Annotated in this window: 18 protein-coding genes and 3 pseudogenes; 13 read left to right on the top strand and 8 right to left on the bottom strand. The window is 56.6% G+C overall.

Going from position 1 to position 19538, the window contains the following annotated elements; all coding sequences use genetic code 11:
- Nucleotides 1–1723 precede the first annotated feature (1723 nt).
- Nucleotides 1724–1834: a BA14K family protein gene (locus ACZYTC_RS30975; RefSeq protein WP_441773611.1), complete on the top strand. Its 111-nt coding sequence runs from the start codon at nucleotides 1724–1726 to the stop codon at nucleotides 1832–1834.
- Nucleotides 1835–1959: 125 nt separating this feature from the next.
- Here ACZYTC_RS30975 and ACZYTC_RS30980 read toward each other — a convergent pair.
- Nucleotides 1960–2262 (bottom strand): annotated as a pseudogene (locus ACZYTC_RS30980) (integrase core domain-containing protein); the annotation flags it as partial.
- A 154-nt stretch (nucleotides 2263–2416) separates the two neighbouring features.
- Here ACZYTC_RS30980 and ACZYTC_RS30985 point away from each other — a divergent pair.
- The 4 genes from ACZYTC_RS30985 (at nucleotide 2417) to ACZYTC_RS31000 (ending at nucleotide 5377) form a co-directional block, all read left to right on the top strand.
- Complete coding sequence (locus ACZYTC_RS30985) at nucleotides 2417–2692, top strand: YMGG-like glycine zipper-containing protein (protein WP_488991371.1); 276 nt, start codon at nucleotides 2417–2419, stop codon at nucleotides 2690–2692.
- 616 nt (nucleotides 2693–3308) lie between these two features.
- Nucleotides 3309–3560, top strand: a complete 252-nt coding sequence (locus ACZYTC_RS30990) for a DUF982 domain-containing protein (protein WP_441773534.1) — start codon at nucleotides 3309–3311, stop codon at nucleotides 3558–3560.
- Nucleotides 3561–4349: 789 nt separating this feature from the next.
- On the top strand, nucleotides 4350–4745 hold the full coding sequence (locus ACZYTC_RS30995) for a PRC-barrel domain-containing protein (protein WP_488991372.1): 396 nt from the start codon (nucleotides 4350–4352) through the stop codon (nucleotides 4743–4745).
- A 425-nt stretch (nucleotides 4746–5170) separates the two neighbouring features.
- Nucleotides 5171–5377 (top strand): hypothetical protein, encoded by a 207-nt coding sequence (locus tag ACZYTC_RS31000; RefSeq protein ID WP_441773535.1) that lies wholly within the window; start codon nucleotides 5171–5173, stop codon nucleotides 5375–5377.
- A 274-nt stretch (nucleotides 5378–5651) separates the two neighbouring features.
- On the opposite strand, the pseudogene ACZYTC_RS31005 reads toward ACZYTC_RS31000, so the two are convergent.
- Nucleotides 5652–6059 (bottom strand): annotated as a pseudogene (locus ACZYTC_RS31005) (SDR family NAD(P)-dependent oxidoreductase); the annotation flags it as partial.
- Between the two features lie 268 nt (nucleotides 6060–6327).
- Between ACZYTC_RS31005 and ACZYTC_RS31010 the strand changes: the two are divergent.
- Both ACZYTC_RS31010 and katE read left to right on the top strand, forming a co-directional pair.
- A complete protein-coding gene (locus ACZYTC_RS31010) occupies nucleotides 6328–6726 on the top strand; it encodes a PRC-barrel domain-containing protein (protein WP_434960346.1) in 399 nt (132 codons plus the stop codon).
- Nucleotides 6727–7037: 311 nt separating this feature from the next.
- Nucleotides 7038–9140: a catalase gene (katE, locus tag ACZYTC_RS31015; RefSeq protein ID WP_441773612.1), complete on the top strand. Its 2103-nt coding sequence runs from the start codon at nucleotides 7038–7040 to the stop codon at nucleotides 9138–9140.
- A 231-nt stretch (nucleotides 9141–9371) separates the two neighbouring features.
- Here katE and ACZYTC_RS31020 read toward each other — a convergent pair whose 3' ends face one another.
- On the bottom strand, nucleotides 9372–9602 hold the full coding sequence (locus ACZYTC_RS31020) for a DUF982 domain-containing protein (RefSeq protein WP_488991373.1): 231 nt from the start codon (nucleotides 9600–9602) through the stop codon (nucleotides 9372–9374).
- A gap of 217 nt (nucleotides 9603–9819) precedes the next feature.
- On the opposite strand from ACZYTC_RS31020, the gene ACZYTC_RS31025 reads away from it, so the two are divergent.
- The 4 genes from ACZYTC_RS31025 (at nucleotide 9820) to ACZYTC_RS31040 (ending at nucleotide 13279) form a co-directional block, all read left to right on the top strand.
- On the top strand, nucleotides 9820–10614 hold the full coding sequence (locus ACZYTC_RS31025; protein WP_441773537.1) for a sensor histidine kinase: 795 nt from the start codon (nucleotides 9820–9822) through the stop codon (nucleotides 10612–10614).
- Between the two features lie 234 nt (nucleotides 10615–10848).
- Nucleotides 10849–11334: a ferritin-like domain-containing protein gene (locus ACZYTC_RS31030; protein WP_434960349.1), complete on the top strand. Its 486-nt coding sequence runs from the start codon at nucleotides 10849–10851 to the stop codon at nucleotides 11332–11334.
- A gap of 171 nt (nucleotides 11335–11505) precedes the next feature.
- Complete coding sequence (locus ACZYTC_RS31035) at nucleotides 11506–11802, top strand: PRC-barrel domain containing protein (protein ID WP_434960350.1); 297 nt, start codon at nucleotides 11506–11508, stop codon at nucleotides 11800–11802.
- A 241-nt stretch (nucleotides 11803–12043) separates the two neighbouring features.
- Complete coding sequence (locus ACZYTC_RS31040) at nucleotides 12044–13279, top strand: glycosyltransferase family 2 protein (protein ID WP_441773538.1); 1236 nt, start codon at nucleotides 12044–12046, stop codon at nucleotides 13277–13279.
- Here ACZYTC_RS31040 and ACZYTC_RS31045 read toward each other — a convergent pair.
- From ACZYTC_RS31045 to ACZYTC_RS31060, 4 genes and pseudogenes are all read right to left on the bottom strand, one after another.
- Nucleotides 13175–13771, bottom strand: coding sequence for an SAM-dependent methyltransferase (locus ACZYTC_RS31045; protein ID WP_441773539.1), 597 nt, complete (start codon nucleotides 13769–13771; stop codon nucleotides 13175–13177). The two genes, ACZYTC_RS31040 and ACZYTC_RS31045, sit on opposite strands and share 105 nt — an antisense overlap.
- Nucleotides 13768–14505 carry a PIG-L deacetylase family protein gene (locus ACZYTC_RS31050; protein ID WP_488991374.1) on the bottom strand — a complete coding sequence of 246 codons (738 nt, stop codon included), beginning with the start codon at nucleotides 14503–14505 and terminating at the stop codon, nucleotides 13768–13770. The genes ACZYTC_RS31045 and ACZYTC_RS31050 overlap by 4 nt, the downstream gene beginning before the upstream one ends.
- Nucleotides 14495–15055, bottom strand: coding sequence for an acyl-CoA dehydrogenase family protein (locus ACZYTC_RS31055; protein WP_488991402.1), 561 nt, complete (start codon nucleotides 15053–15055; stop codon nucleotides 14495–14497). Before ACZYTC_RS31055 ends, ACZYTC_RS31050 begins: the two co-directional genes overlap by 11 nt.
- A 261-nt stretch (nucleotides 15056–15316) precedes the next feature.
- Nucleotides 15317–15751, bottom strand: a pseudogene (locus tag ACZYTC_RS31060) (hypothetical protein); the annotation flags it as partial.
- Between the two features lie 111 nt (nucleotides 15752–15862).
- Here ACZYTC_RS31060 and ACZYTC_RS31065 point away from each other — a divergent pair.
- Nucleotides 15863–17410, top strand: a complete 1548-nt coding sequence (locus ACZYTC_RS31065; RefSeq protein ID WP_488991375.1) for an FAD-dependent oxidoreductase — start codon at nucleotides 15863–15865, stop codon at nucleotides 17408–17410.
- 123 nt (nucleotides 17411–17533) lie between these two features.
- Here ACZYTC_RS31065 and ACZYTC_RS31070 read toward each other — a convergent pair whose 3' ends face one another.
- Nucleotides 17534–17779, bottom strand: a complete 246-nt coding sequence (locus tag ACZYTC_RS31070) for a hypothetical protein (RefSeq protein WP_434960356.1) — start codon at nucleotides 17777–17779, stop codon at nucleotides 17534–17536.
- Nucleotides 17780–18326: 547 nt separating this feature from the next.
- On the opposite strand from ACZYTC_RS31070, the gene ACZYTC_RS31075 reads away from it, so the two are divergent.
- Complete coding sequence (locus ACZYTC_RS31075) at nucleotides 18327–19208, top strand: hypothetical protein (RefSeq protein WP_434960357.1); 882 nt, start codon at nucleotides 18327–18329, stop codon at nucleotides 19206–19208.
- Nucleotides 19209–19538: the final 330 nt, after the last annotated feature.

Genomic DNA, 19538 nt, shown 5'->3' on the forward strand with positions numbered 1-19538 from the left:
AGCGACCTCACGCGACTGTGCGGTCTTTTCTACGACGACACTATGCGTTCTCTCGGCCTTGAGATTGACTCGGTCTGTGGCCGATACTCGAAGTATATGAGCCGTATATCCGAACGTCGAAACTGTGGCGATGACGGCCGCAACCGGCAAACAAAGGCGGAGATCCATTTCACTCCTCCTCCAAACCGTTGCGGATTTCGGACGCCGCGCCGATGCTCCGTGACGTGGCAGCGGGAAGGCGAGCACCGCTGGGTGGCTGGAAAAAGGCGACTAGGGGCACCAAATATCCGAGGCAGAGAGCATCTACCTGTGCTTTCGTCGAGGTTACGAACCGGATCGAGGCCAGCCCTGATAGATTAAGCCTAGCGACGATGGGGAGAGGGCTTGCGTCCCCGCCGGGTCCTGGAACCGGGACTATCGGCTGAAGCTATCCCGTACCGTGACGGCGAGAAAATATTCGTGAAGAATGTATACAGATGCATTTCAAGCAAGAGAGGAATTAGCAAGTATTTGTATTTTGATCGGCGATGGAGCGGTGACCTCCAAAAAACTAAGTATACTCGTAAACTCTCGAATATCACAGAATCGGAATCTACCTAAAGCGCGCGAGGGCTCTCAGGTTCCGCGATGAGGAGTCGGTCCTCCTCCGAGCACCAAGAGCCAACGGGTAGAATCGCAAATTATTCATTCCGGCACGCTCTCGAAGATCTCATGAAAACGCCGGTTCCTCGTCAATCTCTCGCTTGGATCGAAGGCCTGCCGCATCAATGCAGAGGTAACTGCGATCAAGCACGCTGGCAGGCGTATCTGGGTAATTTCCGATCCTGCAATCGTTTTTGCCAACGACATACACTCGACAGTCGCGGTCTCGAAGCGTCGAGGGACAAGCCGGGATCTGCATGCCTCCACGCCGCGGGCATTGCGGTACATGCCTCATCGAGGACACCGCCGAAGTTGTGGCGGGTGAGTGGATCAGATAGGCGAGGCGATGACCGTCTGGGTAGTATTCCCGATGTCATTTCTCGATATAGGTGCGGCTAGCCAACGCGTTCCCAAATAGGCTCGCCAGGCTCCCATTACTGCTCAAGCGCCTGGGTCCTCCCGGCGTGTCGACCAACTGCTTATCCGAGAGGGGGACCGTCAGGACGATATCCAAGTAAACATAACTTAATATTCGCAAAAATTTAGGCGGAAAATATACAGAAAGTAACGTATTATTGATCTCAATTTTTAGTACTTTTGTGATATTATTTTAAATTGATACGGGTAATATATTTAATATTGCTGATGATTTTTTGGCAATAAAGGGTTATATCTAGTATATATTAGAAAGAATCCCTGTATCAATAAGTAATAATATGGCTTTATAATTATCTTATATGAAAGGATCTGAGTGATGCGTAAAATACTCACGAGCGTTTTCGCCGCGACCATCGGTATCGCCGGTTTGATGAGCCCGGCTCCGGCAGAGGCTCGCGATCCCGGCATATTGAGGCATGCGCCCGGTGGTCATGGGTTCCACGGTGGAGGTCATGGATTTCACAGCGAAGGTCAGAGGTTCCTTCAGGGCGGGCATCATTATCGAGGCGGACGAGGCTATTATGGCAGGAGAGGAGGGGGCTACTATGGCGGGGGGTATTACGACGGCGAAGATGATAATACCGGCGCCATCGTTGGGGCCGGCATTCTGGGGTTGGCTGCAGGTGCCCTGATGGGTAGAGCGATGGACCACCATGGAGCGCCCGGAAATTCCTGTGCTGCCCGCTTCAGATCGTATAACAGGGCCACTGGCACCTATTTGGGATATGATGGGGCCCGCCACAGTTGCCCTTGATGCCTGCGTATTTCGCTGGAGGAGTCCGAACATCTTCTGAAAGAATGTGACAGACGATCCGTATGAGTAGGTGAGGTGCTCCCAGAATTTGAACCGCCCAGCTGGAAGATTTTCCGGGCTGAGGCTCATGGCGGATGGGATGCGCCAGAGCCATTTGTCAGCGCCATCGGCACCTTGGTGCCGATGGCGCTATAAGGACGAACTTCGCTGTAGTTCCTACGCCATTGCTCCATCTTCTGGCGGGCGTCGTCAAGCGTCCGGAACCAATGGGCGTTCAGGTACTCTGCACGAAACTTGCCATTGAATGACTCGATAAACGAGTTTTTGGTCGGTTTGCCCGGCCGCGAGAAGTCGAGCACGATGTCCTTCTGGTAGGCCCAGAGATCGAGGTGGCGGGAGATGAACTCGGATCCTTGGTCGACGCGGATCGGGGTTGCTCTGAGTAGTTTCCGATCCTCTTCCCGGGCATCGGTTCGGGGATAAAGTCGTCTCAGAGCGGATCGGATTGATGATCCGCGCATGTGCATTTCGATATTGATGATCCGCGCATGTGCATTTCGATGCCTTGACCGGAAGACCGACATGAAAAATATCATCATACTGTGCGTTGTAGCGCTGTCTGTCGCTGCGTGTGCCAATGCCAGAGATACGCGTATGTCCAAGGGCGCGCTTCTCGGCGGCGCGGGTGGCGCGCTCATCGGTGGTGTCGCTACTCGTTCTGCCGGCGGTGCGATTGTTGGCGGAGCTATCGGCGCTGCGGCTGGCGCTGTCGTCGCGGACGTAACCAGGCCACGACATCGCGGCAGCAGGTGCCATTATAGCAACTTGCTTGGGAAACGCGTCTGCCAGTATCGGTAAGCCAACGCCGGGTGGATATCGAAGCCTCAGCGACATCTAGGTAAATGCCTAGGCTATAAGGCGAGCAAGGTCCTTATTAGGGTATGGCCGGCTGGGATTGCAATCTTGTAGCCCGTCACTAGCGAGGCCTTATGCCTGTTGATTTGCCGCCCGCGCGAAAGCTGGCGAAGACCGTGTCATTCATAAGTGTTTCGAGAAAGGAAGCGGCTCGTCAGGTGTCTTTTGCTTTGATGCTTCTCGCCCTATGCATTGCTGCAGCAATTATTGCGGCAGCCATGCACCTTCTGCCTTAGGTTTCAAGCGGGTCACAAAAGAAATACGATTTAGGGCACTAGACCTTCCCGCCATTCGTGCCATGTTGCCGATTATGGAACGACGCTACGATCTTCGGGCCGAAGAAGACGACACGTGGACTGTTTTTCGACGTGTTTACAGGCTTGCCAGCAATGGTCGACGGCTTCGAAGCCACAGGTTTCGAGGTGGAGGAAGCCGGTGATCTTCTCGCCATGCTCAATGCAGCGGATTTTGAACGCAGGCGCGAAGCTGGCATGCTCTAGCCCCAGCCGCTCCCAGGAACGATCGCCTCTCCCCGGTGTTGGCTACCAGGAGGTGCGATATGGAACATGCCAGCTTCTCTCAACCTGTCGAGGTGAAAGCTCTTGCGATCGCAGGCGCTGATCAGGCCGCGACCTATCTTTTCGAGTATTGGCCCGTTGTCGAAAGTAAGTGTTACGAACTGGCCAAGCTCGCTTGCATCGACGCTCAGCGAGCGTGCCTCGATGTCATGGCAGGCGCTGCCCAGCCAGACCAAGCTCGCGGGGCTTTCGTCGAGGCGTGCAAAGAAGCGGATATGCGTGTAATGCCGTGAGAGCATCCGAATGCGAGGAGGTCAAACCGTGCCTCCCCGTTTTTTGCTTTTTAGGTAGATATTCCCTGGCGCGAGTTGCCGGTCATCGCCGACATGAACCCGAATTCGAACGCTGGCTCCAGCCCTGCCTCACCCAGCGCATCGATGATCGATGAATGCATAGCGAGCTTCCTTGGTTTTTCGCCCGCCGTTCAAGCCCTCGAGCAGGCTGAGCGCGTCACTACGCAGAGATCTTCACCCCCTTCGGGCCAGCGATTGTCAAGGAAATCCAAAGCCTGTTAGACCGACCAGATGACGACAGCCCAACGGTGTCCAAGCTTGAACGAAATCGGGTGATGGAAGGCCACTTCTGACATCCAAACCTCAAATAGACCAAGAATGGACATGTGCGCTTCGAAGCCGAGACAGGATCTGCAGCTGGCGTGACATTTTCAGATTAGGGCGGGTTGCTGCTCGAGAAGGGTCTCGCCCTCTCCAAACGATGAATGTTCTCCTATTTCAGGCCCACGCTTTTGACGTGAGTAACAACGGGGATTCTCGTCGGGGCGGTTGCATTGAAATTCAAACATGAGCCTGGATGGCCGAATTCATGATGGAGCAGAGGGGCAAGCGTTCGAAACGCGCCTAACGATCCCTGGCTGACGCCGAGCCGAAGGCACGCGATGCGGCGCCAGCTGGCTTCCGGCCGATTTGAGTCCTCTCCAAATAAAATTGAAAATAATTTGGAACTTTCTACCTTATGCAATGGTTTATGTATTCTCATTAGATGCATAAAACTAGGAGTTATATATGCGTAAGATGTTTATTGCCGCCGCCATGCTTCCATTGTTTGCAATTCCTGCGCTTGCCCAAACCGCCACCGCTACGACAACAGAGACATTTGTTCTGGCAAAGCCGACCGATGTCCTGAGCAGCAACCTCATCGGCTTAAACATTTCCAATAGTGCCAAGGACAATATCGGCGAGATCAAGGATCTTGTGATTTCCGAGGGAGCACTATCGGGATATGTCGTTTCTGCCGGGGGCTTCCTCGGCATCGGCACACACTACGTCGTCGTCTCTCCGAAAAGCGTATCGGTGAACTATTCCGAGGCCGACAAGAAGTGGTCGGCAACCATGGACGCGACCAAGGACCAACTCAAGGCCGCCCCGGAGTTCAAATATGAGGGCCGTTGGGCGAAATAACAGCCAGGACGGCACCGACCTCGCCCTTTCGGAGGGCGAGGTTTTCCTTGAAAGACATGGGATGTTCGGTTCGCCAGCATTGGGGGCCGGGGCCGGGCACGGGTTATGCAGGCGGAAGAAATCATTTGACAGTCGGGAAGGACCGGCAGGGCATGAAATGCACGGTGAGCGATTGGGCAGCGACGACCAGCCCACTGCGACGCAGCGACAGCCCAGGTTCGCGACAGCAGCCGATCTCAGGCACTGCCCGTTGTGCGGACATTGCTGCGTGTTCTCTCAAGTCATTCCGCCCAGGACCTCGCGACAAGAATTCTGACGGAGGAGCCACTCCCTCTGGGCGGCATCTCTTGCATGGTATTTAATCGCTACATCGCTATTTAATTGTGATATGGTCTGCCAATAATAATAAACAAAAGGTAGATAATATGAAAATTAAAGAGGCCTTTTCTGAAAAGAGAATTGCATATTTATTAGGAAGGAAAATTTTTTCAACTGGAAATGAAGCGCCACGCAGACCTTTAAATTCAAATGAGGAGCCGTTTCTATATTGGACGTGGTATGGCTTTCAGATGAGTCAATTGCTAAAGAGCTTTGAAATGACGCCTGGTCTGAAAGACGGTCGTCGCGCTTGAGCCGGCTGCACGGCTGCCCCTCATCAGGCAGCTCGTTCCATCCAGGCGGCACTTCTGAAGTCCGCCATGCCCGGCGACCAACTGCATGAACGCCGGGGACTTGTACAATCCCGTTTATTATCTGCAGATTGGCAATAGGTGTTTGCTAAGCCGAAAATATTGGAACGTCGTGTCGTAGTGTGAGAAGCGCCCTCCGACAGCCGCTCAATGATGGGAATAACACGCTTTTTCTTCAGTTTGGCAGTCGCAGGTGCAGCTTTGCGCCAAACCGCACGAGGCCACCGAGCCCCTTCACGACGTCCTCGACGAGTTTTCGGCAGAAGTCTTGGTCCATGAGATCGCCGGGCGGGGCGAGCCCTTTGCGGCCTACGGCCTCGATCAGCTTGATAACCTCTTTGGCATCTTCTTCTTCTTTGGGATGGTAGTTGATGGCGACGCCGCCTCCCTCCATGGCATAGGCGATGGCTGTGGCACGGCCCATTCCGGAGTCGCCGCCGGTAATAAGGGCTTATCTGCCAGCCAACCGTCCGGAACCGCGATAAGATTGCTCGCAGTGATCCGGTCTTGGGTTCATTTTCGAAGCCAACCCCGGCCAGGGTTGAACCTGGCGCTTGAAGGGCGGTTTTGGATACTTCTCGACAGGGTTTGTTGTCGGTGACTTGGGGGGCTGACTCCTGGACATACGGGTCTCCAGCGCAAATGGGAAGGGTGCTTTCGAACCTCGCCCAGGGCCCGGGTTCCATTGACGGGGAGTTTCGAGAAGGCACTGTGCCCACGGAAGAGTGGTGGCGGGAACGAATGATATCGCCAATCGTTCGGTGGGTCTCCAAGAGCAGTCCGATCAGATCGGCCCCGTTGCTTGCTCGCTTGCAACAACGAGGTGGAGAAGGTGGACCCCCGCAACTTCATTGCGACCTTTCGTCAAAGGCGCACACAAGGAGGATTTCTACATGGCTATCGAGAGCACGGAATATGGCAATCTAATTGGCAGCGACAAGGTTGAGGGCACGGCCGTTTATGGCGCGGACGGGGAGAAAATCGGCTCGATCGAGCGCGTCATGATCGACAAGAAATCTGGTCAGGTATCTTACGCGGTGCTGGGCTTCGGTGGCTTTCTCGGCATTGGTACCGAGCATTATCCGCTGTCTTGGAACTCACTGACCTACAACACCGAGCTCGGCGGCTATCAGACCGCTTTGACGGACAGCCAATTGCAAGGTGGTCCGAAATATTCATCCGACGATGAGTGGGACTGGGACAACCCCGATCGCCCCCGTGCCGTTGATGCATATTACGGCGCGCTGTGGAGCGGTAACCCTCTCGATCCGAGGTTGGATCAGCGTCCATAGTATCGTTGATCGAGAGGGGCCGGAATCCAGGTTCCGGCTTCTCCGTTCGATCGTGACGAGGCTGGGCTTGCCGGGCGGCGATCGCGGGGGAAGAATCCCATGAGACGGTTGATCGATCGGAAACTATTACTGACATGACGGTTTAACGCTGCGGGAATAGCGCCCAGGCTTTCCTACCGATGCCTGAGGCGATGCTGGCGCTTGAACACATCGACGGCCCGATCGCCATGTTGGCGCGCAGGCGCGACAAGCAGGCCTTGCAGCGTAAACAGCGTGAATGGTCGGGGCGAACCCTGGGAGGAGATATCCCGATGGCAAAGAAAACCCGAGAAAAGACCGCGAGAATCCACGAGCAAACCCTGATGCGTGGCAATGGCGGCGAACTGCATCAGATCGCCGAGGGCGATACGCCCGTGCTTACGACGGCGCAGGGCAATCCGGTTGCCGATGACCAGAACAGCCTCAGAGCCGGACCGCGTGGTCCAACCCTCCTCGAGGACTTCCATTTCCGGGAGAAGATCTTCCATTTCGATCATGAGCGCATTCCCGAGCGTGTCGTTCATGCTCGAGGTTATGGAGCGCATGGCTATTTCGAGACCTACAAGTCCCTGGCGGAATATACGCGTGCCGATTTGTTTCAGCGTGCTGGCGAGAAGACGCCGGCCTTTGTGCGCTTCTCGACGGTCGCCGGCTCCAAGGGTTCGTCCGATCTGGCGCGTGACGTGCGCGGTTTCGCGGTCAAGATCTATACAAAAGAGGGCAACTGGGATCTGGTCGGCAACAACATCCCGGTTTTCTTCATCCAGGACGCCATCAAGTTCCCCGATATCATTCATTCGGTGAAGCCAGAGCCCGACCGTGCTTTTCCCCAGGCCCAGTCGGCGCATGATAATTTCTGGGATTTCATTTCGCTGACGCCGGAATCCATGCACATGATCATGTGGGTCATGTCGGATCGGGCGATCCCGCGTTCTTTCCGCTTCATGGAAGGGTTCGGCGTCCACACGTTCCGCTTCCTCAATGTCCAGGACAGTTCCACTTTCGTCAAATTCATCTGGAAGCCAAAACTCGGCCTGCAGTCCGTCGTCTGGAACGAGGCGGTCAAGATCAATGGCGCCGATCCCGACTTTCATCGTCGCGATCTGTGGGATGCAATTCAGTCCGGCAATTTCCCTGAATGGGAACTGTGCGTGCAGCTTTTCGATCAAGCGTTCGCCGACAGTTTCGACTTCGATGTGCTTGATCCGACCAAGCTCATACCGGAGGAAGTCATCAAACCCGTTCCGGTGGGACGTCTGGTATTGGATCGGATGCCGGATAACTTCTTCGCCGAGACCGAGCAGGTTGCATTCATGACGCAGAACGTGCCGCCTGGGATCGATTTTTCCAATGATCCCCTGCTGCAGGGCCGCAACTTTTCCTATCTCGATACGCAGCTGAAGAGGCTTGGAAGCCCGAACTTTACCCACATCCCCATCAACGCACCGAAATGTCCTTTCGCGCATTTCCAGCAGGATGGGCATATGGCAATGCGCAATCCCGTCGGCCGCGCCAACTATCAGCCGAATTCATGGGGACAAGGGCCGAGAGAAGATCCCGTTCGCGGCTTTCGCTCCTTCCGGGAGGACATCGATGCGCCGAAGGTCCGCCTGCGTGCCGAGAGCTTTTCCGACCATTACAGCCAGGCGCGGCAGTTCTACATCAGTCAAACCGCTCCCGAGCAAAAGCACATCGGGATGGCGCTGACCTTCGAACTGAGCAAGTGCCAAAATCCCCTCATCCGCGAGCGTATGGTCTCACATCTATTGAACATCGATGAAGAGCTTGGTGTAGCGGTCTGTGACAAGCTTGGGATCGGCAAATTACCCGCACCTGCGAATGCCGCCGTCGCGCCTCGAAGGGATCTTCCATCATCGCCCGCTCTCAGCATCATCCAGAATGGCCCCGCAAGCTTTGCTGGCCGCAAGGTTGGCGTCCTGGTCGGCAATGGCTCGGACGCTTCGATGCTCAAGACGCTGCAGGCCGCCCTTGAAAAGGAAGGTGCAATTCTGGAGGTGATCGCGCCGAAGGTGGGTGGGGTGAAGGCAAAAGACGGGTCGCTCATTCCGGCACATCATATGATCGACGGCGGCCCTTCAGTCCTTTTCGACGCTGTGGTGCTGTTGCTGTCGGAGGGGGGGGCAGAAGCATTGACGGGCGAGGCGGCGGCGCGAGATTTTGTGGCGGATGCGTTTACGCATTGCAAGTTCATCGGCTTCAGCCATGGGGCCGAGACCCTCTTGTTGAGATCGGGCGTCGCCGCCGATGCTGACGAAGGGCTCATATATCTCGGCGATGAGGGGGCAATCGCTGGTTTCGTGAAGGTCTGCCGTAAATTGCGCCTGTGGTCACGTGAAGCAAGCGTCAAACTTTGAAGAGCACCTCGAGATAGCTGTCCGCGCGACGGCCGGTTGCCATCTCGCCTGCTCGGCTTTGATTGTAGAGATATTGTTCGCGGCTGCATGCTGAAAGGGGGATGCGCACCGCTGCCCCTGAAACTCTCTCCCCGACCTGCAGGCGAAGCCCCATATCTAAGGACACATGGGGACGAATGGGGAACCCGGCAGCGTTCAAATTGCACTGTTGCGATGCTCGGGCTCGCGAACTCAGGTTGCGATGGTGATGCCGGCCTCCCCGGCCGCGAGTACGAAAGCTTGCCTCGCATCCTCCGGGTCACGCTTGCCTTCGATCACTTCGAGGCAGAACCGCCTGGCTAACTCGTAGTGATCGCCGTGCTCGATCGGCCAGTCTTCCACCAGATATTCCGCAGCCTGGTTGAGGTCAGCGATAACGATCTCCTCGATCACGAGCGGGCGGGAAAAGGCAGTGTGGGCCATGGTTTACCTCCTAGGAACCCAACCCGGCGCAGACGCGATGGTTCCCGATCTTGGGCGGCTTCCCAGCCACCGCCAGGGAAGAAGCTCAACGAGATGATGCATTTGCATCAGCAAATCTGATCCGTGGAAATCTGGTTCGCACGCACTGTCCGACCTAAGCTCTTATGCCGGGGAAGGTCGCTGAGCCTCCCTCCATAACGATAAGCGGGAGTGCCAAATGAATGCGAATGTCAGAACGCTGCGTGCGGAGCATCATCTCATTTCCGCTTCCGGCGACCTCCTCGCGATGTCGTTGAAACCAGCACCGATCGAGCTTGGCGGGACATGCCCGGCCGTGCGTAGTGAGGCCGACTATCGCCAGCTCGAGCACAAACTGGCGCAAGCCTTGCAGCGCCTCGAGCAGTGTGAAGCCCAGCTCGGAGAGGCCGATCACCGCATCCGTAACTCCCTGCAATTGGTGGCGAGCATGCTCTCGCTCCAGGCTCGCAATACCATCGATGAGAAGGCCGCCGACGCGCTCCACACCGCCAAGGACCGGATCTACACCATTGCCATGGTGCACGAGCAGCTCCATGGCTGCGCCACCGAAGATTGTGTCGACCTTGGTGAGCTTCTGACCCGGCTCGGCGAATTGCTGGCGGGCAACAGGCCGGACAATGTCAGGCAGGTCATCGTCACTGCCGCCCATGTTTCCGTGCCAACCCAGTTGGCCAAGCATCTGGGCTTACTGGTCTGCGAACTCGTTACCAACGCTTTCAAATACGCCTATCCGGGTGAACGGGTGGGCGACGTACGCGTGTGGCTGACCTTAGCGGCTGATCAATGCCGGCTCATGGTTGAAGATGACGGCGTTGGTATGCCGCACGGGCTCGATGGCATGCCCGCCCGGGGATTTGGCGCGTTCATGCTCAAATCCATCGTTGGGGTGACCGGCGGCAAGATGCGGATCGGCAAGGGCGCCGGCGCATCTGTCGTCATCGAGATACCGAGCAAGAGCCTGTCGATCGGGTGAGACCGACCCGTCCAGCGGAAGGACGAGAGCCGGCACCAGTGCTCCTCGATGGAAGGAAGCCGCCTGTACATCGAAGGTGCAATCATCATGCCCACACAAAAGCCCTGACACGCTCACAATCCAGCGCCGGGCAGCGATCTGGTCCAGATGTTCCGAAGCGATCCATCGAGGAACAAAATTCCCAGGCTTGAGTTTGGCACCGGGATTCGCAGATAGGCAGATAGGATGAGCAAAATGGCAGGTTCTACGAAGGAAGACAACGGGCAGGCGATTTCTCGCGATCGTCTTGCCGAATTGCTGAACGAGGACCTTTCCCGTGAATATCAGGCGATCATTGCCTACGTTGTGTACTCGCAGGTAATCAAGGGTCCCGAGTATATGAGTATCGCGGAACAATTGGAGACCCATGCGCATGATGAGCTAAAGCATGCCCTCATCTTGTCCCGACAAATCGATTATCTCGGCAAGATGCCGACCGTCGTGCCGAAGCCGGTTCAGACATCGAAGGTCGCCCGTGAGTTGTTGCGATTTGATCTGAACAACGAGAATGAGACAGTTCGCAATTACAGGGAGCGGGTTCGCCAGTGCGAAGCCTTGGGTGAGTTTGCCCTTGCCGAACAGATTCGTCAGATCCTCGTAGACGAACAAGACCATCAGATTGATCTTGCCACCGCGTTGGGAGAGGACGTTCCGGATATGAGCAGACCTCTAAAGAAATAACCTCCCGATCGTTCATATGATTGATCCCAGTGAAGCGGGAGACGGTGCTGGGAATTTCGGAACGGTCGCGAGCGATGTTGCCGAGATGTTACTTCCAGGCCGGGAAAATAATTAGGGAACAGGCGACGAAGGCGGCGGTTATATGCGGTGGAAACTTACAGGAGGCCGAGTATGGACCACAGCACACACACCAGGCTTGCCGACAGCGAACTCACACCCGAATATTTGGAAGGCGCGACGATTTACGGCCCGGAGGATGAGAATATCGGCAGTGTCTCCCATGTCCACGGCATAGGCACGGACACCATTGTCGTGATCGATGTCGGCGGTTTCCTGGGAATAGGTGCCAAGCCCGTGGCCGTGAGGGTCGCTGACCTCGATTTCATGCGGGACGAGAATGGCGAGGTACACGCGGTGACCTCGTGGACGAAAGACCAGCTCAAGGCAATGCCCGAACACCAGGACTGAAGTCTGGTCCCGGGAAAAAACGGCGTGGCGGATAGGTCGCCTAAAGCGTTCCGTTTCTTGCAATGAGCACAGTTAACGTGGAAGAGCGGGTGGATCTAACATCTGCTCTTCATGTTTCCGGGTATATATTTAATATCGAATATTCAATTTATATTGATAATAATTTGGAACATTTGCGGCTGTTGAAGGTTAATATCAAGAAATAGCAGATAATTTCTATCTGTTTAATCCTTGGATTTCAATGGATAGCGCGCTCGTTTCCCTTCTTTCTTCTTTGCCCGGTCATCCGCAGCAGCACGAAGAAATGCGTCCTGCGGTCATTGCCATCCCCGCTTGCAACGAGGAGGAACGGATCTCGCGCTGTCTCGCGGCTCTCGCCGTCCAAAGAGACAAGAGGGGCCAGCGCATTCCCTTCGAAGCCTATCAGGTGCTTGTCTATGCCAATAATTGCACCGATGCGACCGCGGCAAGGGCGGCCGACATACGCAATGGCACGGGCGTGCGGATCGATGTTGTCAGTGTTACCTGTTCCGAGGAACTGTCCTCGGCTGGTCTTGCGCGCAAAGCTGCCATGGACATTGCGGCTGAGCAACTCGAAACGGCGGATTTGCATAACGGCGTCATCTTGACGACGGATGCAGACAGCATCGTTTCGCCGTCGTGGCTTGCGAGCAGCTGGCAGGAGTTTTCGCAAGGCGCCGATTGCATTGCCGGCTATATCGACGCGGATCCGCACGAGTTCATAGAGCTCGGTCGCAGTTTCCAGTATCGCGGTTTCTTCGAGGAGCACTATCACGCGCTCGTTGCCGAGATTTTCGCGTTGTTGGATCCACGGCCTCATGATCCATGGCCCAATCACCAGGTCAGCTCAGGTGCCAGTCTGGCCGTTACGTTGAAGATGTACCGCGCAATCGGCGGTTTGCCAGCTAAGGCGACCGGCGAAGATGCCGCGCTCGCGCTGGCCGTAGAGTGCCTGGGTGGAAAAGTCCGTCATTCCATGGATGTTTGCGTGACGACATCCTGCCGGCTAGACGGTCGGGCTGTGGGTGGGGCGGCTGACGCCATGAAGCAACGCCATGCAGAGCCCGACGCACCTTGTGATCAGGAGCTGGAATCCGTTTTCGCGGTGACCAAGAAGGCGTGGCTGAAGGGGCATTTGCGCCGGTCAAGCAACATCGGCTTCATGGAAGAGTCTGCAGTCCTCGCAGCATTGGGACTGGGGTCGGAAGAGATTGGGAGGCTTCTCACAACCCTTCGTCGATCGTGCTTTGAAGTCTTCTGGCAGGAGTTAAGCGCTGCCAGCACCTTTCTGCGCTATGGCGAACCCTTGAGACCTTCCATGCTGGCAGCGGAGATCAGGCGCGCCGAAATCCTACTGACTTTCCTTCGGTCCCAGCCTAATCCACTCGAGGCGATAGATCTCCTGATGGAGGACCGTGTGGCATTCGAGGCGAGGTTGCAGCGCGTCCAGGAATAACGCGGCCGCTTCCGTACCGCCCAGGGGATAGTTCGTCGGACCAAGCCAGTGACAGAGAACGATCTCGGCTGCGGAGCTTGCGTTGGCCCGGCACCAGGCGGCGAGTGACAACAGATCCGTGACGTCCAGATAATACAGGACCTCGGACAGCACGATGAGATCGAAGGGACCTGCAGGCAGCCCGTCCGGCGCCGCGGCGATATGAAAGTTCACATTGTCCAAGGTAGCGCAGGCGATCCTGGCCTTTGCGATGGCAGTGGGCGAGATGTCGACAGCATCGAGCGCATCACAGTGAGCAGCCAGGCGTGCGGTCAACACGCCGATTGAACAGCCGATCTCCAATGCTTTTGGGTAGGAGGCTCGGGCGAGCGCCCGCAAGGTTGCCTGATATTTCCGATCCTCGTACTCGCTCGTCGCAAAGTTCCACGGGTCGGAATCCGATCTATAGAGCGCCTCGAAATACTCGCGGCCGATTGTGTGCTGATGTTTCATGTTTGGCTCCGGATAAAATATTCCGTCGGTTCGAGAAAACGGCGGAGCTTTTCTGCGCTGAACGTAAAGCCCTCCGGATCATCATCGATCAGCTTCGTCATCTGTGACGCGTGCGCAGCAATAGCTCGGTGCTTTTGGCCGATCCAGGGTGAGATATCGAGACGGAAACCTTCCGGAGGAGGTCGTTCGATGGACATCGAGCTGGGAAGATACCAGCCCCATATCGGGTAATGCCACAAGAGGAGATGAGAGAGCTCCTGCCCGACGGCCTCCGCGATCCTTGCTGCTGCCAAATGGTCGCAGTGGGGGTCCTTGTCCCAGCTGACGAAGAGACTGGTCGAAGCACTCCTGACGACCAGTTGGGATAGACGCTGCACGGCTTGATCGAACAATGCCCCGGACGTCGGGGCGGACGTGTCCGGCACGTCGAAATGAGTTATGTTTGCCGGCAAAAGACCTAAGGCTTCCAAACCCGTGCGACATTCCTGGCGTCGTAGCTCGATCAAGCGCGCCTTTGGAAAGCGCTGCGAATTTGGATGAGAACCAGCACCGTCCGTCAAGACGGCAACATTCACATCGATGCCCGCTTGAAGGCATGCAGCGATCAGGCCACCGGTGCCCAAAGCCTCGTCGTCCGGGTGAGGGGCCAGAATGGTTACGGCACCGCCACCAAGCTTGTCGAGGCCAGCATAGGGCAGGTTGGCGACCTTTGCGAGATAGGCGCTAATTCTCATCGGCGTTCCACAGTTCATGAACCGGGACGGAAGCGGTCAACGCGAACCGTGCCGCATCGGCCATTGCAAGATCGGGAACCGGTTGCCTCAAATAGGTTCTAAGATCGCGTGATATACGCTCGATGGGGTCAGGGCGCATGAAGGAGGCCAGGCCAATACCTCGCTGTATGGTATCCATGACGTCGAGCGCGGCTCGCTCCGTCACGCCTCTCGTCAGATTTGAAAGGGCCACGCAACCTTGAGCGTCGTCTGCTCTTAGCGCCAGATGCCGAGCCGCTGCTCTCGTCCACGAGGCCGCGGTTCGAGCCGCGGCGAGGCATATGGCAACGCGCTGAAGCTGATAGGGATCCTCACCGCGCTGGCGTGCCCGCAATTGCGAAAGATAGAGATCGACAAGCCCTTCGATGGCGCCGAGATGGACGGCGCAAAAGCGCCAGGAGCCCCCTGAAAAATACGGTTGGCGCATGAAATCGCCTGGCTCGCCGATCAGATTTTCGTCGGGGATGGTGATCCCAGACAGGTCGATCGATCCGGTCGCGCTGGAGCGCATCCCTTGCGGGGTCCATCTTGACAGGTCTACGCGAGCCTCTTCGCCCTGGAGTTCCAGAAGAACGATGCGTTGACCCGCTTCGCTGTTCGCCGTGACCAAAGGCCTCGAAAGAAAATCGGCCCCGGAAGCGAGGATCTTTCCACCCCGCAATATCCAGCCCCCCTTGCTGCGCTCGATGCAGAGGGGATCTTTTCCATCCGCGCCCCACACGCCTGTCATGGCACCGCGCCTTACCGATGAGGCCAGACTATCCATTTGCGCGGAGGTGCCGTAACGCTGAAGGAGATCGATCGCGTTGCAATGGCCTTCAAACAGCCGTCCAATTGAAAGATCGGCCGCTCCCAGCGAGCGAAGGGCCTCATGCAGCCGGGGCCAGTGCGGCGCCCCGAGAAGCCCGCCTCCGTCCCGGTTTTCTGGAAGCGGCTCCGCCAAGATGCCCATTTCATGCAAGGCTCTCGTTACTGCCGGATCGAGATGGCAGGTTTCATCCGCTTCCGCGGCTCGTTCTTCACAAAGCCTGGTGAAGCCGGCAAGACGATCAGCCCATGAACCATGCCCCTCGCTGCGACCAGTTTCACTAGGCAGTTTCGTGGCCGCACTCGCCCGCATTTTTATTGTTCCTCGCCGCTGTTCTCGGAGTCCAACACGTGGCGGCACGAAATCGTTCCAGCCGAAAGCCGGGCGTGGCTGAAGCATCACCCTTCAAACTCGCCTTCTACCGGGCGGGTACCGGAACAAAGGTTACCGGCTATGGTTTGAGCCGTCATGGGCTCGGGAATTGCGATGGAATAACAACGGACGAAGCACATGCCGCACAACCGGGCGTTGGTTGATCTGTCAAACGGATTGCCTTTGTCGTCTCTCGAAGAAGGGCACCCCTTCTTCGGTAGGGTCGGCGATGCTCCTGTCTATGTGCTCAAGCGGAAATCCTCTGTCGACGCCTTCAGCTCCCTGTGCAGCCACCTCGGTGGTCCCTTGCAGGACGGTTTGGTTGACGGGGCCCATGTGCGCTGTCCCTGGCATCACGCGTGTTTCGAACTCAAGAGCGGAAGAGCCCTTGCGGCACCTGCCTTCAATCCCCTGGAGCGCTATGACGTGGACGTGCGAGACGGCACGGTGAGGGTCACCAAGCAAATGCCGGCAGCCGAACCTCGGGGTGTCGCATCGCAGTCTCGGAATCCCGATCAGGGCGCCTTTGCTATTATTGGCGGCGGGGCCGCGGGTTTTGCCGCGGCGCATGCATTGCGTGCAGACGGCTGGCCTGGCCGGATCCTCATGTACTCGGCCGATAGCCGAGCACCTTATGACCGCACGCTGCTGACCAAGGATTATCTCGACGGGCATTTCGGCGATGATCGTCTCGAGATCGCCAAGAACGCATTTGAGAAGCTCGGTGTCGATCTTGAACTCGACGTCGAAGTCGAGGCGATTGAGCCTGCCGATAATTTGCTTCGCTTCAGCCAGGGACGAACACAGATCTATGACAAGCTGCTATTGGCGACCGGCTCTCGACCCAAGCGCCTCGACATACCGGGTGGAGCCGGCTCAAACGTCTTTACGCTTCGAACTCTCGCCGATTGTCGCCGCATTCTCGCTGCCGTGTCTCATGCCCGACGCGCGGTCATCATCGGTGGCAGCTTCATTGGGCTTGAAGCGGCCGCTTCCCTGACGAGCCGAGGAATTTCCGTGGCGGTCGTGGTGCCTCAATTCCATCCAATGGAAAAGCTGCTGGGCCGTGCGTTGTCGGATCTTATAATCCAAACACTCTCGGCGAAGGGCGTCGAGTTCCATTTCGGATGCAAGCCAGCCAGGATCGAGGGGAATTGGATAACGCTCGACAAGGGGGATAGCCTGGAAGCCGACTTCATGCTCGTGGGTATCGGTGTCACTCCGAGAATCGGGCTCGCGCGCTCCGCTGGCATAACGATCGACCAAGGTGTGGTGGTCGACGAGTATTTGCGCACGTCCGCTCAGAATATCTATGCTGCTGGCGATATCGTCAGTTGGCCATACCGGATCAAGGAAGAGAGGATCCGAACGGAACATTGGGTCGTCGCCCAAAGACAGGGACAGACGGCTGCGGTCAATATGTTGGGGAGCCAGCAGCCATTGAGATTGGTGCCTTTCTTCTGGAGCAAATTTTTTGATCTCTCGTTCCGTTATATCGGCCACGCCAGGGAATGGGACGCGGTAACGATCGAGGGAGATCTCCAAAAACGCAATGCTCTATTGCGGTACTGGAAGGATGGGATTGATGTCGCAGTAGCAAGTGTCGGCCGTGACCGGGATTGCTTGCTTGCCGAAAGGGACTTTTATGTCCGACTTCGAAATGGGAAAGATGGCAACCCAGCTTAATCACTAGAGCGGACGCGGCGTCGCATCCCTAGTAGCTAGACAGAATGCGAGAGTACCTTGCGTTGATCTAAACATGATTATTGGCGGGATTACCGGCTCGGCTTACCATCGCACCTGCCAACATCAATTTTGTAGTTTCTCGATCTCCTGTATCGCGGCTTCGCCGGCTTCCGTGATCTCCCAATAATTGGCCGCCGGGCGGGGCTTGATAGCTACGAATCCCAGAATGCGCAGGCGCCAAAAGGTTCGTTGCGATCGAACTCCTTCGGGCATGGGACCAATCGGCACGCCTCCTGGAGTCATCCTGACTTCTATGCCCGCCTTCAGGGCAGCCAGCGCACGGATCTGGGCGGGGGATAGCTTCGCCATGCAAGCAACGCCGTCCTAGCATATCAGCGCAAGTTCGAGCACTCGGTTACGGCCTCGATACGCTTGAAGCGTTTATTCTACATGAGATCAAGCAAGTCAGGGGCGAATTGCGCCGTGGCTGCAAAAATGAGTTGCCGGCGTCCTACACCGGCGGGCTGTCTTGGAGGTGCATGCTGTTCTGTAACGCAATCATGCTTGAGCGGGTCCATTCGGTGTTTCCGCGGTCCGAATAGCGATCCAGACGCCGAGAGCCAGACGCTTCTGTTGACTCCTCTATCCAGATTAGCTGCTCCCTGATGGCCGCTTGCGTCAGTGTCGGCGTGTCGCTGAGATCAGGAACGATATGAGGCTGTGCTATGGCATGCACCCTCACCGAGCCCTGAACGGAACAACCAGCTTTTTCTTCAGTTTGATAATCGCAGGTGCAGCTTTGCGCCAAACATACGGGAGCAAAAGTCATGGGCCGTGGGATTTTACTTTGGCTTCTCGGGGTGCCGATCCCGATCATTATCTTGATCGCGCTGCTTTATCATTAGGGAGATTGGTGATGGCTCAAACCGGCGTACTCGTCGAAGATGGGGTCGAGGCGTCCGCATCGGCGGTTTCCTGGGCTGCGATTTTCGCTGGGGCGGCAAGTGCCGCTGTGTTTTCGTTGATACTCATCCTCATCGGAACGGGCATAGGCCTTGCCTTTATCTCGCCATGGCAGAACAGCAGTGCTTCAGCAACGACTGTGGGCATGCTCGCTATCGCCTGGTCGGTAGCAGTTCCTTTGTTTTCGTATGCGGTGGGCGGCTATCTGGCGGGCCGGCTGCGGACTCAATGGGTCGGCCTCCATTCCGACGAGGTCTTTTTTCGTGACACCGCCCACGGCATGCTCGTGTGGGCTATCGGGACGTTGTTTTCCGCATTGTTGTTAGGGACGGTTCTTTCCTGGGCAGGGCAGGGTGTCGTGCAAGTGGGAGCGAGTGCTGTAACGGCGGCCACCCGCGCCGTGACTTCCTCGGCTGACGAAGCGCCGAGCAATGGATGGAACGCATACTTCACGGACGTTTTGTTCCGATCGCCGCAGCAACAAGCACAGAGCAACGATTCGGGGGCGAAGGCAGAGATCGGTCGGATTGCAGCTCGCTCGCTGGCAGCCGGGCAGTTGAGCAATGACGACAAAGACTACGCGGCCCAGTTGATCGCGCGCCAGACCGGCATCAGCCAATCCGATGCCACAAAGAGGATTGATGGTGTTATGGCTGCGGCAAAGCAGGCTGCAACACAAACAGCTGAGAAGGCAAAAGCTGCGGCGGAAGTCGCGCGCAAGACCGGTGTTTATACCGCGCTTTGGGCTTTTGTTGCGCTTCTGATAGGCGGTCTGTCGGCGTCCTATATGGCAACCGTCGGCGGCCGAATTCGCGACAATTTACCTGCCATTTGACGCTTCCCCAGTCCCCACCTAGGCGAATGAATGAGAGCTGGTCCAGCTTCTTTTTCCAGCTCTAAGCACCATTTAGCCAGACAGTTGGCAACCGAGCCTCAGGTCGTTGTCCGACAGGTTCCAAACGTTCCTACCTGCCCGATGTCAAAATTGGCGTCGGGCACTTTTGTGAAAATCCCACCACGATGTTCCGATAGATGCTGCCACCTTCCACCGTTGATGGCGTCTTTACGGCAGGCTTTCAATTTTTCTCAATGCCATCGCCTTGAACAGCGGTAACACGAAAAATGTGCCCGTTGCCCGCCGCCGTTCCAGGCGATGATCAGGTTT

The organism is Labrys sp. F242, assembly GCF_057813875.1.